General features: G+C 66.7%; 11 protein-coding genes and 1 pseudogene. 7 read left to right on the forward strand and 5 right to left on the reverse strand.

The annotated features are described in order from the left end of the window. Positions 1-181: 181 nt before the first annotated feature. Positions 182-310: pseudogene (locus tag OEJ37_RS08105) on the forward strand (dimethyl sulfone monooxygenase SfnG); the annotation flags it as partial. 81 nt (positions 311-391) lie between these two features. On the opposite strand, the gene OEJ37_RS08110 reads toward OEJ37_RS08105, so the two are convergent. Further along, complete coding sequence (locus OEJ37_RS08110) at positions 392-1,039, reverse strand: LysE family translocator (protein WP_175919891.1); 648 nt, start codon at positions 1,037-1,039, stop codon at positions 392-394. Positions 1,040-1,145: 106 nt separating this feature from the next. Between OEJ37_RS08110 and OEJ37_RS08115 the strand changes: the two genes are divergently transcribed. Beyond that, complete coding sequence (locus tag OEJ37_RS08115) at positions 1,146-1,997, forward strand: LysR substrate-binding domain-containing protein (protein WP_263343912.1); 852 nt, start codon at positions 1,146-1,148, stop codon at positions 1,995-1,997. Positions 1,998-2,019: 22 nt separating this feature from the next. Here the strand turns inward: OEJ37_RS08115 and OEJ37_RS08120 are convergent, their stop codons facing one another. Next, positions 2,020-2,910 (reverse strand): LysR substrate-binding domain-containing protein, encoded by an 891-nt coding sequence (locus OEJ37_RS08120; protein ID WP_263343913.1) that lies wholly within the window; start codon positions 2,908-2,910, stop codon positions 2,020-2,022. A gap of 152 nt (positions 2,911-3,062) precedes the next feature. Between OEJ37_RS08120 and OEJ37_RS08125 the strand changes: the two genes are divergently transcribed. Then, positions 3,063-6,110, forward strand: a complete 3,048-nt coding sequence (locus OEJ37_RS08125) for an FAD-binding and (Fe-S)-binding domain-containing protein (RefSeq protein WP_263343917.1) — start codon at positions 3,063-3,065, stop codon at positions 6,108-6,110. Positions 6,111-6,203: 93 nt separating this feature from the next. Here the strand turns inward: OEJ37_RS08125 and OEJ37_RS08130 are convergent, their stop codons facing one another. From OEJ37_RS08130 to OEJ37_RS08140, 3 genes are all read right to left on the reverse strand, one after another. Further along, the gene (locus OEJ37_RS08130; RefSeq protein ID WP_175919893.1) at positions 6,204-6,506 is read right to left on the reverse strand and encodes an XRE family transcriptional regulator; all 303 of its coding nucleotides are present in this window, start codon (positions 6,504-6,506) and stop codon (positions 6,204-6,206) included. A gap of 87 nt (positions 6,507-6,593) precedes the next feature. Continuing rightward, positions 6,594-7,748 carry a branched-chain amino acid ABC transporter substrate-binding protein gene (locus OEJ37_RS08135; RefSeq protein WP_174419518.1) on the reverse strand — a complete coding sequence of 385 codons (1,155 nt, stop codon included), beginning with the start codon at positions 7,746-7,748 and terminating at the stop codon, positions 6,594-6,596. Positions 7,749-8,380: 632 nt separating this feature from the next. Then, on the reverse strand, positions 8,381-9,280 hold the full coding sequence (locus tag OEJ37_RS08140; protein WP_263343920.1) for a DMT family transporter: 900 nt from the start codon (positions 9,278-9,280) through the stop codon (positions 8,381-8,383). A 57-nt stretch (positions 9,281-9,337) separates the two neighbouring features. Between OEJ37_RS08140 and OEJ37_RS08145 the strand changes: the two genes are divergently transcribed. The 4 genes from OEJ37_RS08145 to OEJ37_RS08160 all read left to right on the forward strand — a co-directional run bounded on the left by OEJ37_RS08145 (position 9,338) and on the right by OEJ37_RS08160 (position 12,441). Further along, entirely contained in the window at positions 9,338-10,309 is a 972-nt protein-coding gene (locus OEJ37_RS08145; RefSeq protein ID WP_263343922.1) for a LysR substrate-binding domain-containing protein, read from the forward strand. A 170-nt stretch (positions 10,310-10,479) separates the two neighbouring features. Then, positions 10,480-11,142, forward strand: a complete 663-nt coding sequence (locus OEJ37_RS08150; protein ID WP_174419521.1) for a nitroreductase — start codon at positions 10,480-10,482, stop codon at positions 11,140-11,142. Positions 11,143-11,254: 112 nt separating this feature from the next. After that, the gene (locus tag OEJ37_RS08155) at positions 11,255-11,710 is read left to right on the forward strand and encodes a sodium:proline symporter (protein WP_175920119.1); all 456 of its coding nucleotides are present in this window, start codon (positions 11,255-11,257) and stop codon (positions 11,708-11,710) included. Positions 11,711-11,940: 230 nt separating this feature from the next. Continuing rightward, entirely contained in the window at positions 11,941-12,441 is a 501-nt protein-coding gene (locus tag OEJ37_RS08160) for a hypothetical protein (RefSeq protein ID WP_174419522.1), read from the forward strand. Positions 12,442-12,514 lie beyond the last annotated feature (73 nt).

Here is a 12,514-nt window from a genome sequence, read left to right on the forward strand (position 1 = left end):
CAGGCGGCGACGGGCGCGCGCTTCGCGCCACGATACATCAGGTCGGGACGTCGCTGCACGGATCGCGGGCGCGATCGTGCCGTGCCGGGGTGAGCGATGGTCCGCCCAGCGGATGTTGCTACTTCGCCGCCGCGATTTCCTTCGCGCGAATCAGCCGCGCGCGCAGCACGTTGCGGCTGATGCCGAGCGGATCGTCGCGCTGAAGGCGATCGGCGTCGATCTCGTGCTTGCCGGGTTCCTGCATTTCATCGAGGAAGTCGAGTACTTCGGCCAGCGCGTGCTGCCGCTCGTGCGCGAACTCGAGGCGTAGCGGCAGGCGGTGGCCGCGTGATGGATGCTGGCCGGCGCGCGGCTCGCGATTGCGTGAGCCCGCGCCGCGCCGGCGAGACGGTCACGCCACGCCAGCCATCTTCGATGCATCGACAACCATCTGCACGCCGAGGCCGCCGAGGATGAGGCCCATCGCCCAGCGCTGCGCGAGCAGCAGCGCCGGGCGCCCGTTCAGGAACTTCGCGATGCCGCTCGAGCAGATCGCCACCAGCCCGTTTGCCGCCGCGAACGCGGCGATCAGCAGCGAACCGAGAAACAGCGACTGGCCGAACACGCTGCCTTGCCGGTAGTCGATGAACTGCGGCAGCAGCGACACGAACAGCATCGCAAGCTTCGGATTCAGCACGCTGGTCGTCGCGCCCATCGCCAGCAGCCGCAGCGGCTGCTCGTTCGGCAAGGCCCGCACCTCGAACGGCGAACGCCCGCCGGGCCTGACCGCCTGCCATGCGAGGTACAGCAGGTAGGCCGCACCGACCGCGCCCAGCACGCTACCCGCATAGGGCACGCTCATGAACAGCGTCGTGATGCCGAACGCCGCGCCGAACATGTAGAACAGGTAACCGATCATCACGCCGGCCAGCGAAATGAGCCCGGCCGCGCGCCCTTGCGCGATCGAGCGCGACATCACGTAGACCATGTTCGGCCCCGGCGTGACCGCGAGCATGCCGCCGATGACGAGAAATCCGTAGAGCGATCCGGACGTATGCATGTTTTCCGCTTCCTGCAACGAGTGCTGACGGGATTCATTGTCCGACCGTGGAAGTGAACAGTAAAACGGGATAAACTGAATCGATTGATCAGATTTTCTGAATGAAATGAAAAAGCTCGACCTCGATGTGCTGGCGATGGTGGTGGCTGTCGCGGAATCCGGATCGTTCGCGCAGGGCGCGCAGGCCGTGCATCGGTCGCCGTCGGCGGTGAGCATGCAGATCAAGGCGCTGGAAGACGCGCTGGGCAAGCCGCTTTTCATCCGCGACACGCGCAACGTGACGGCCACCGACGACGGCAGGACGCTCGCCGAATACGGCCGCCGGATGCTGGCGATGCGCGACGAGGCGTGGGCGTCGGTCGTGCGCCCGGAGATCCGCGGCCGCGTGACGATCGGCGTGCCCGACGACTACATTTCGTCGCTGCTGCCGCAAGTGCTCGGCAAATTCGCGGCGATGCATCCGCGCGTGGAAGTGCGCGTGATCGGCCAGCCGAGCAGCGCGCTCGTGCCGATGCTGAAGGACAACACGGTCGACCTCGCGTGTCTCACGCGGATCAAGGGCGTGACCGGCGAGCTGGTTCGGATGGAGCCGATCGTCTGGACCGGGTCGCCGAAGCGGAACGTATGGGAAGAGCGGCCGCTGCCGGTGGCGTTTTTCACGCACGGCGGCAGCATGGCGCGCGATCACGCGATCAAGGCGCTGAACCGGCAGCGCATCCCGTTCCGCATGTCATATGAAAGCCCGAGCTACCTCGGACTGCTGAGCATGGTCGAGGCCGGGCTCGCTGTCGCGCCGCTGGCGCGCTGCTGCATTCCGGAACACCTCGTCCAGCTTACGGAGAGCCACGGGCTGCCGCCGCTGGGCGAACTCGAGGTCGTACTTGCGCGCAGCGCGCAGTCCGCGCGTGCGCCGTGCGACTACCTCGCCGAGCAGATTCTCGACGAATGGCGCGCGTGACCGGCACGTTGCCGGCGGCGCTTCAGCACGACTTCAGCAACCATTCGCGGAACGCGACGAGCGACGGCAGCGTCTCGTTCCCCGGCGGGTAGACGAGGTAATAGCTGCGCTGGCTGGTAATCGCGTCGCCGATCGATACGAGCTCGTTGCGGCTCAACTCGTCTTCCACCAGCACCTTCGGCACCAGCCCGATTCCCATCCCGGCCCGGACGGCCTGGATCAGGTGCGACGTCAGCTCGAAGCTCGGGCCGATTCGCATCTGACGATGGTCGAGCCGATAGTGCGAGAACCACTCGGCCCACGCCTGCTGGTTGCTCGTCACGCCCACCAGCGTCTGCTGCGCGGCCCAGGCCGGCGTGCGTGCTGCGGCCTTGCGGCGGCTGCCCGCGTCGGGGCTCGCGATCGCGATCAGGAACTCGTTGTACAGCCGATGCGCGTGCAGGCCGGGCCAGTCGTCCGCGCCGACGGTGATGGCCGCGTCGAGGTCGTCGTTGAGGAAATCGATCGCGCCGATCCGCGAATGAAGATGCACGGTCACGCCCGGATGCGCGGCGTAGAAGTCGTGCAGATGCGGCAGCAGCCATTTCGAGCCGAACGTCGGCAACGTCGCGAGCCGCAGCGTGCCGGCGCCTGCCTGGTGGGACATGGCCTGCAGCGTCGCGCCGCGGATGCGCCCCAGTGCGCCGCTCAGCTCGACGAAGTAGCGGCGCCCGACTTCGGTCAGCTTCACGGAGCGGCCCTCGCGACGGAACAGCGGCACGCCGAGCTGATCCTCGAGCGTCTGGACCTGCCGGCTGATCGCGCTCTGGCTCAGCGACAGCTCGTCGGCCGCGCGCGTGTAGCTTTCGTGTCGCGCGGCTGCCTCGAACACGAGCAGCAGCGACATCGACGGAGTGAGGCGACGGTAATTCATGAGTTTTATGCAATATTCACCGGGCGAGAATTCGTTTGTTTCTCGCGGAGATTCCAAAGATACTGGAATTCCCGGTTGCGTGGAAACTTGCTCAAAACTCATGTTTCGGAGCACGCGAGCACACCGGCTCACCCACCTTGCGCCTTTGCCCCATGTCGATCGCCCCGTTGCCCCGCCCCGCCAGCCCGCCCGCGAACGCGTACCGTGACTTTCTCGCCGCGCTGCAGGCCGCCGGGTTCGCCGGGGAAATCCGCGCGGATCATGCGAACCGGACGGTCCAGGCCACCGACAACTCGATCTACCAGCGCCTGCCGCAAGCGGTGATCTGTCCCGCGCATGCGGACGACGTCCGGCTGCTGGCCCGGCTGCTCGCGGAACCCGCGCATCGCGATGTCGCGGTCGCCGCGCGCGGCGGCGGCACGGGCACCAACGGGCAGTCGCTGACCGACGGCGTGGTCGTCGATTTGTCGCGGAACATGAACCGGATCCTGGAAATCGACGTCGAGCAGCGCTGGGTGCGCGTGCAGGCCGGCGTCGTCAAGGATCAGCTCAATGCGGCGCTGAAGCCGCACGGGCTGTTTTTCGCGCCGGAGCTGTCGACGTCGAACCGCGCGACCGTCGGCGGGATGATCAACACCGACGCGAGCGGGCAGGGCAGCTGCACGTATGGCAAGACGCGCGATCACGTGCTCGAACTGGACTTCGTGCTGATGGGCGGCGAGCAACTGCACAGCGGCGCGCTCGCGGACGACGAACTGGAACGGCGCTGTGCGCGGCAGGACCGCGTCGGCAAGGTCTACCGCACCGCGCGGCGCATCAGCGACGACAAGGCGGCGCTGATCGAAGCGAAGTTTCCGAAGCTCAACCGCTGCCTGACCGGCTATGACCTCGCGCACCTGCGCGAACCCGACGGCCGCTTCAACCTGAACAGCGTGCTGTGCGGCGCTGAAGGCTCGCTCGGTTTCGTCGTCGAGGCGAAGCTCAACGTGTTGCCGATTCCGAAGTATTCGGTGCTGGTCAACGTGCGCTACGCGGGCTTCATGGACGCGCTGCGCGATGCGCGCGCGCTGATCGGGCACAAGCCGCTTTCGATCGAGACGGTCGACTCGAAGGTGCTGATGCTCGCGATGAAGGACTTCGTGTGGAGCAGCGTGGCCGAATATTTCCCGCAGGACGACCTGCGCCCGACGCTCGGCATCAACCTGATCGAATTCAGCGGCGACGATGCGGACGAAGTCGATGCGCGCGTGCGCGCGTTCGTCGATCACCTGCGCACCGATACGAGCGTGGAGCGGCTCGGCCACACGCTCGCGGCCGGCGACGATGCGGTGAAGCGCGTATACGCGATGCGCAAGCGCGCGGTCGGCCTGCTCGGCAACGTGCAGGGCGAGGCGCGTCCGCAGCCGTTCGTCGAGGACACCGCGGTGCCGCCCGAGAACCTCGCCGCGTACATCGCCGAATTCCGCGCGCTGCTCGACGGCCACGGGCTGCAGTACGGGATGTTCGGCCATGTCGACGCGGGCGTGCTGCACGTGCGCCCGGCGCTCGACATGAAGGATCCGCGGCAGGCCGCGCTGGTGCGGCCCGTGTCGGATGCGGTGGCCGAGCTCACGCAGCGTCATGGCGGCCTTTTGTGGGGCGAGCACGGCAAGGGCGTGCGCTCCGAATATGCGCCGGCCTTCTTCGGCGAGCTGTATCCGTCTCTGCAGCAACTGAAGGCCGCGTTCGATCCGCACAACCAGTTCAATCCGGGCAAGATCGCGACGCCGCCGGAGAACACGATGCGGCTGCTGAAGATCGATGAAGTGCCGACGCGCGGCGACCACGACCGGCAGATCGACGAGCGCGTGTGGCAGAGCTACGGCACTGCGATGCACTGCAACGGCAACGGCGCGTGCTACAACTTCGATCCGGACGATGCGATGTGCCCGTCATGGAAGGCGACGCGCGAACGCGTGCATTCGCCGAAGGGGCGCGCGTCGCTGATGCGCGAATGGTTGCGCCTGCAAGGACAGGCCGGTGTCGACGTCGTCGCGACGGCGCGCGCGCGGCAGCCGTTCCTGCGCGGCGTTGCCGCCCGCTGGCGCAACAGCCGCGCCGCGCGCAGCGGTGCGGCCGATTTCTCGCACGAGGTGTACGACGCGATGGCCGGATGCCTTGCCTGCAAGTCGTGCGCGGGGCAGTGCCCGGTCAAGGTCAACGTGCCCGAGTTCCGTTCGCGCTTTCTCGAGCTGTATCACCGCCGTTATCAGCGGCCGCTGCGCGACTACCTGATCGGCTCGCTCGAATTCACGATGCCGTGGATGGCGCGGGTGCCCGCGCTGTACAACGGGCTGATGCGTGCGGGGTGGGTACGCACGCTGCTGGAGCGGCAGGTCGGCATGGTCGACAGCCCGCTGCTGAGCCGCTTCGATCTCGCGGCCGTGATCCGGCAATGGCGCGTGAAGCCGGCCGATCCGCACGCGCTCGCGGCGCTGGGCGATGCGCAGCGCGCGCGCAGCGTCGTCATCGTGCAGGACACGTTCACGCGCTATTTCGATACCGAGCAACTGGCGACGCTGATCGAGCTGGCGGCGCGCGCGGGCTTTCAGGTGTGGCTCGCGCCGCTCGCGCCGAACGGCAAGGCGCTGCACGTGCAGGGCTTTCTGCGGGCGTTCGAGAAGGCGGCGATCCGCAATGCCGCGCAGCTTGCGGCGCTGGCGCGGTCCGGCGTCGCGCTGGTCGGCCTCGATCCGGCGATGACGCTCACGTATCGGCAGGAATACCTGAAGGTGACGGGGCTCACCGATGTGCCGAAGGTTGCGCTGCCGCAGGAATGGCTGTTGCAGGCGCTGCCGGAAGCCGGCGCGGGCGGCGCGTCTCGTGCATACCGGCTGCTGCCGCACTGTACCGAGAAGACCAACGCGCCCGACAGCGGCAAGCAATGGGAGCAGGTGTTCGCGCGGCGCGGGCTGCGGTTGCAGGTTCAGGCGACCGGGTGCTGCGGGATGTCCGGCACGTATGGGCACGAGGCGCGCAACCTGCAGACGTCGAAGACGATCTATTCGCAGTCGTGGGCGGCGCACGTCGATGCGCCGGAGGACGAAGGAGAGGCGCTGGCGACCGGGTATTCATGCCGCAGCCAGGTGAAGCGCATGTCGTCGACGCAGTTGCGTCATCCGTTGCAGGTGCTGCTCGATCACGTTCGTGCGGCGGGGTGACGTTCGGGCGGCGCGCGCTGCGCTGCCCGTGTGACGACATCGCGCGCCGAGCGGCAATCTCCGTGCCGCCATCGACGCATGCCAAAGGGTCAATCAGGAATCGGTGTTCGCGGCCTTCCGCGCCCGCGGCTTGTCGGCCGCGGGAAACGCGCCGACGCCGCGCGGCCGTTTCGGTTCGATCCGCATCTGCCGGATCACGCGCCGGAAGTCGATCTCGTGCGCGGCCAGCGCGCCGATCAGCTTCGCGATGACCGCGAGGTGGGAGGGCACCGTGCCCTTGCTCGAATAGTTCGTGATCGAGCTTTCGTTCATCCGGATCAGATGCGCGAACTCGCGCGACGTCAGTTGCGCTTTTCTCAACTCCTGCTGAAATTCCGTATACGCCATTGCACACATGTTGCTTCGTCTCCGTGATTCAGAAATCGGCCCGCGCGGCGCCGGCGCGGACGGGTGGCGTTCCCGTCGTGCCGGCGCGCCGGCGGGTTACATCTTGACCTGGTCGAGGAAGGACTTCTTGCCGCCCTTGTAGCCGTAGATCGAGATGATCCCGTGCGTCAGGTCGCCCTTCGAATCGAACGTCGTCGTGCCGATCACGCCGTCGTACTTCGTCGCCGGCATCGCCGCGAGGATCTTCGCCGGGTCCGTCGAGTTTGCGCGCTTCATCGCGTCGACCGCGATATAGACCGCGTCGTACGCGAACGGCGCATCGAACTTGATGCCCTGGTTGAAGCGCTTTTCGTACTTCGCGACGAACGCCGCGCCGCCCGGCATCTTCTCGAGCGCCGCACCGGCCTGCGAGCACAACACGTTGTCGGCCGCCGGGCCGGCCAGTTCGGCCAGCGAGTCGGTGCACACGCCATCGCCGGACAGGATCTTCGCGCGCAGGCCGAGCTGCTTCGCCTGCTTCGCGAGCGGGCCGCCGGTGGCGTCCATGCCGCCGTACATGATCGCGTCCGGGTTCTCGCCCTTGATCTTCGTGAGAATCGCGCGGAAGTCGACCGCCTTGTCGTTGGTCGCGTCGTGCGACAGCACCTTCAGGCCGAGCGCCTTCGCCTTCTTCTCGAACTCGTTCGCGAGACCCTGGCCGTATGCGGTCGAATCGTCGACCACCGCCACGCTCTTCACGCCCTTCGACTGCGCGTAGCTCGCGAGCGCCGGGCCTTGCTGCGCGTCGGTCGCGACGACGCGGTAGGTCGTCTTGAAGCCTTGCTGCGTGTAGGTCGGGTTCGTGGCCGACGGCGAGATCTGCACGATGCCGGCGTCGCTGTAGATCTTCGACGCCGGGATCGACGTGCCCGAGTTCAGGTGGCCGATGACGGCGACGACCTTGTCGTCGACGAGCTTCTGCGCGACCTGCGTGGCTTGGCGCGGGTCGGCCGCGTCATCCTGCGCGTCGAGCTGCAGCGTGACCTTCTTGCCGCCGATCGTCAGCCCTTTCGCGTTGATTTCCTCGACCGCGAGGCGCGCGCCGTTCTCGTTGTCCTTGCCGAGGTGCGAGATGCCGCCCGTCGTCGGTTCGACGCTGCCGATCTTCACGACCTGGTCGGCCATCGCGGTCGACGCTGCCGCGAACGCGGCGGCGGCCAGTGCCACGGTGATCAGGGGTTTGCAGCGCATGCCGACAATGCTTCGTTCCATCTGCCATCTCCGAATTGAATGTCTTTCTTTGACGTCTCGACCGGCCGGCAGCGGGCCGGGGCGATCGGACGAGTCTCCATACCCATCATGGGCTTCAGTTGCATCGCACCCGGCCGTGCGACGGGCCGCCCGAGCGAGCGGGCGGACTATCGGCCGGCGCGATGCAATTCGTATGAATATATCTGAAGCCGATTTTGCGCGCTGCAGCGAATCCCGTGACGGGGCGGGCACGGCGCGGTTCGGCGCCCGGATTTCGCGGATTGCGAATGCCGGAAATCGTGCGCCGTGGCGGGCCAGGCTGCGATTCGCTGTCGATGGCCTTACGGCCGCATCCATTATTCGGCCGGTCGTGGTGGCGAAGCCATGGACACTGATGGGCGGTCAGTCGGGAACTGTTCGGTCGATTTGTCTGCACAGTTTGGGCACTCGCAAGCGCGCAGCCGGGTTCTTGGAAATGCTTCATCGAGCGCGATATCTCTCACATGCAACTAACGGTCAAGTCCGGCGGCATCGACGAATTGGCGCAAGTCGACAACCCGTACAATGCATTCGGCTTTGCACATGCCGGGGCTTGCCTGGACCGGCCGCTGCCGGATCGTCCGGCAGGTAATGCCATGCATGCGACCGCGATCCTACGAGCGCCCGCGCAAAGCGACGAAGATCACGCCTGCAATCGCCAGCAGGCCGCCGCATAGCGTCTCGATGCCGGGCCGCTCGCCCGTCAGCATCATCGACAGGGCTGTCGCCGCCGCTGGCGTAAGATAGAGAAAGTTGGCGGCGCGCGCCGCACCGAAGTAGCCGAGTGCGAAGGTCCAGGTCGCGTAACCGAGTGCCGCGGGAAATATGCCGAGGTTCAATACCGCCAGCGTCGTGTCGTGCGACGCACCGCCGAGCGAGTCGAGCGCGCCGGGCAACCAGGGCGTGAGCAGCAGCGCGCCGGCCAGCAGTGTGTACGCGGCGCAGGGCAGCGCGCCGTACACGGGAATCAGCCGCTGCTGCAATACGAAATAGCTGGCCGAACACAGCGCTGCAGCGAGAATCAGCGTGCTCCCCGAGCCGAGGACGAGCCCACCCGGCTGACCATGCGCAATCACGCCGATGCCGGCCAGGCTGACCAGCGAACCGAGCCATCCCCGGAGATTGAATCGTTCGCCGAGAAACACGGCGGCAAGCAGTGCCGTGAAGATCGGCAGCGTGTTCACGATGAAACTTGCAGCGCCGGCCGACACGGTTTGCTCGCCGGTATTGAGCAGCGCGTTATAGAGCGCGATGCCGAGAAAGCCGCAGGCCAGGAAGCGCAACGCGTCGCGCTTCGAGGGCCTCGGAGGCCGCCGCCACGCAAGCCACGCGATCACGAGCAACGCGGCGGTGGCAAAGCGCGCCGCCGCGAGTTGCAGGGGCGCCAGGCCGTGCAGGCCGATCCGGATGAACGGGAATGCGGAGGCCCACGACACGATCGTGAACGCCACCGCGCCTGCCGCGACAAGCGGCTGTCGCGCGCCGCGCGACGACGGTGAGGAAAGGGTATTCATGCGGCAATGATGCGTTGACGCGAGATGCTAAGCTAGCGCACAGATCAACATCCGGATGTGACTATGGCTCACAGCTCGGTTCGGCGGCGAGCCGACGGTCCGGCTGCGGCTGCGCTGCCGGGCGCAGCGTCGGCGCCTGGTCCGCGGCCGCCGCTTGCCAGCCTGGAGACCGTCTGCACGGTGGCGCGTCAGGGTTCGTTCCTGGCGGCCGCGGATGTCTCCGGCGTGACGCACGGCGCGATCAGCCGGCGGGTGGCCGCCGTGGAAAACTGGCTGGGCATGGCGCTGTTCGAACGCCATGCACGCGGCGTGCGCCTGACGCCGGACGGGCAGCGCTTCGTCGGCCGGATCGAACAGGCGTTCGCGATCATTGACGGCGCGGCCGATCAGTGGCGCTCGCCGCGTACGCCGCGACTGGTCAGGATGAGCGTGGTGCCTGCATTCGCGCAGCTGTGGCTGCTCGAGCGGCAGCAGGCGCTCGAGAGCGAGGCACCCGCGTTGCGCATCGAGCTCGGCATCGCGCTTCGCAACGTGGATATCGCCGGCGGCGAAGCGGATCTGTCGATCCGGTATGGGCGCGGCAACTGGCGTCAGCTCGAAACCCGCGCGTTCATGCCGGAACGGCTTTATCCGGTCGCGCATCCGCGGCTCGCCGCGCAACTGGCAAAGGCGCGCCGCCGGCGCGGCGACGCCGCGCTGCTCGAGATGCCGCTGCTGCACGATTCCGACGTGACCGGATGGCGCACCTGGTTCGACGCGCTGGGCATTCCGTTCAATCCGCGTGCGCAGGATCGCCGCTTCGAGGATTACAACCTGGTGCTGGCGGCGGCCGAAGCAGGGCTCGGCGTGGCGCTGGCGCGGACGCCGCTCGCGGACGGGTATCTGAAGCGCAGCGCCCTCGTCCGGGTGAGCCGCCACGAGGTCGATTCGCTGCTCCGGTATCACTTCGTGCATGCGAAGGGGGAGAGTCGGCCGGAGGTGCTCGCGTTGATGGAGCGGATGCGGGCGGCGTTGGGGGAACAGGGTTAGGTGGTGGGGGCGTGAGGGCCCGCTTCGGCGGCGCGCTCGGGGCCCGTGCCTGGATACATGGAGATGGGCCGCGGGATCGTCGACAATGCGACCGCGGAAAACGATGAGGTTGGAGAGATGAACGTAAATCGAGAAATTTTGCAGCCGTTCGGATGCACGGGAGGTACACGATGAACAGACCAGACAAGTCGTCGAAAGCGCGTGCTGCGCTCGATCAGTTGTTCTCGGGTATTGCGCCGGCGGACGCGAAGAGCGCGTCACGTCCGGGCAATCCGTTCGAAGCGGCGGGAGACGATGTGTCCACCGACGCCAACGGTCGGGTTGAAGTGACGCTGTCGACCAGAATCCAGTTGCGCGGCTATCCGGGCGCGGACGCGTTCATGAAGCGCATGGCCGAAGCGTGGGGCCTCGAGTGGGGGACGTACGACAGCGTTCAGGCCATCGCGAAGCTGCCTGCCGGATGGCGCTCGCGCCGGCTTCCGGAAGTCACGCAGATCGTCGACGGACACGATGTGCTGCGCGCGGAAAGCAGCCTGCAGGGCGGCGAGATGTCGTATCTGAAAGTGAACCCGCGGTACTACATCGACGCGCGCAAGGGGTTTGGCTGGGGAAAGTCGTCGAAGGCGTCCGACGATCCGGATCTCGATGGCCCCGACTGGAACTGCTTCGTGATCGATCGGGAAAAGTCCATCGAAGTGCACGAATTGACGACCTCGTCGTTGAAAGCCGATATGGACAACGCGCGCGCGACGTTGCTGAAATGGCTTGACGAACACTATCCCAAACATCGCGATCCGTTTGCGTACTGGACGGACTGCGAAGGGGCATCCTGACTTTGCGTGGCCGCCCGGTTCGGTATCGCGGGCACAGGTTGCCCGATCGGAATCGGAGCGGATGGGTCGCACGCCGCTTCGACGCATCGGCCGGTCGCGATGGGGGCGCCAATTGAAACAAACCAGTCCGGTCGCGATTCTCTTGGCAGCGTTTGGCGCGGCCGTCGGGTCGACCGTCATCGAGCTGCCGCTCTGGTCGATCGCCGGCGATGACGCCATCCGGAACCTGCTCCGCGACGCGCGCCTGACGGCAGCCATCGTGATGGGGCGCGGCGTGCTCGGCTCGTCCGCCGGCTTCGATCCGCTGGTCATGGGTGTCGCGACACTCGTGCATGCCGCTCTGTCGCTTGCCTATGCGGCCGTGCTGGCGAAGGTGGTCCGGAACATGTCGCTCGGGGCCGCGCTGCTCGCAGGCGGCGCGTTCGGGCTCATCCTGTACGGCGTCAACCTGTACGCCTTCACGGCAATCTTCCCGTGGTTCATCCCGGTTCGCGGTGCGATCACGCTGGTGGCCCATCTGGTATTCGGGGTCACGGCAGCAGTTGTCTACCGCCTCGCCAGACGCTAGGCCGGACGACAACCGAGGCAACGATTGCCGAGGGTTCCCGCTTCGTTCATTCGCATCCAGACCCTTGGAATAACGTGGCGTGCTGCATCGTTTAGCCGTCAGGAGACCCGATACGAAGCGGCAGGCCGTTACCGCCGCGCGATGAATCTTGCGCAAGCAAATCGATGTGCCGGGCGCCGGCAATGGCGCCGGCGGTCGAATGGTCGGGGGCAACAATGCAGGAGCCGATCATGTGCAACTTGATTCGATCCGGGATTGGTATCGTCTGTCTCGGTTTTTCCGCGTCTGTCTTTGCGCAAATGTATGACGATCTACCGGACTACGGCACGAACTGCCGCGCGGTCGTCGCGCAAGCGAACATCGACGGTACGGAGCAGCAAATCGTGGGGCGGGCGTGTCTGCAAAGCGATGGCACTTGGCGGATCGTGCAAAGTGACGACGGCAGCGTGCTGTGGTACCCGGCGGCGGCCTATCCGTATGCGGACCCGTGGTACTGGGGGCCGCCGCTTTTCATCGGCGCGGGCGTGAGCTTCATCTTCGTCGATCGTTTCCATCGTTTCCACCACTTCAATCACTTCGATCACTTCAACCGGATGGATCATCGCCGCTTCGGCATGCCGGTGGGGTCGGGCTTCCACCGTGGCCCGTTCATCGGCGGCGGGGGCCACGGGTTCGGCGGCATGCATCAATTCGGTGGCATGAGCGGGGGCGGCGGAATGCGGCGGCATTAGGCCGGCGCTTCGGCGAACGGCAACCGCGTTGCCCGGTTCGCACGCCAAGTCGATCTGAACGCCTCGAGCGGGA

The organism is Burkholderia sp. BKH01 (assembly GCF_025685725.1).
Taxonomy (GTDB): domain Bacteria; phylum Pseudomonadota; class Gammaproteobacteria; order Burkholderiales; family Burkholderiaceae; genus Burkholderia; species Burkholderia pyrrocinia_C.

Excerpts from the sequence above, each read along its gene's own strand:
- OEJ37_RS08110 (WP_175919891.1), bottom strand. The coding sequence starts at position 1,039 with ATGCATACGTCCGGATCGCTCTACGGATTTCTCGTCATCGGCGGCATG.
- OEJ37_RS08115 (WP_263343912.1), top strand. The coding sequence starts at position 1,146 with ATGAAAAAGCTCGACCTCGATGTGCTGGCGATGGTGGTGGCTGTCGCG.
- OEJ37_RS08120 (WP_263343913.1), bottom strand. The coding sequence starts at position 2,910 with ATGAATTACCGTCGCCTCACTCCGTCGATGTCGCTGCTGCTCGTGTTC.
- OEJ37_RS08125 (WP_263343917.1), top strand. The coding sequence starts at position 3,063 with ATGTCGATCGCCCCGTTGCCCCGCCCCGCCAGCCCGCCCGCGAACGCG.
- OEJ37_RS08130 (WP_175919893.1), bottom strand. The coding sequence starts at position 6,506 with ATGTGTGCAATGGCGTATACGGAATTTCAGCAGGAGTTGAGAAAAGCG.
- OEJ37_RS08135 (WP_174419518.1), bottom strand. The coding sequence starts at position 7,748 with ATGGAACGAAGCATTGTCGGCATGCGCTGCAAACCCCTGATCACCGTG.
- OEJ37_RS08140 (WP_263343920.1), bottom strand. The coding sequence starts at position 9,280 with ATGAATACCCTTTCCTCACCGTCGTCGCGCGGCGCGCGACAGCCGCTT.
- OEJ37_RS08150 (WP_174419521.1), top strand. The coding sequence starts at position 10,480 with ATGAACAGACCAGACAAGTCGTCGAAAGCGCGTGCTGCGCTCGATCAG.
- OEJ37_RS08160 (WP_174419522.1), top strand. The coding sequence starts at position 11,941 with ATGTGCAACTTGATTCGATCCGGGATTGGTATCGTCTGTCTCGGTTTT.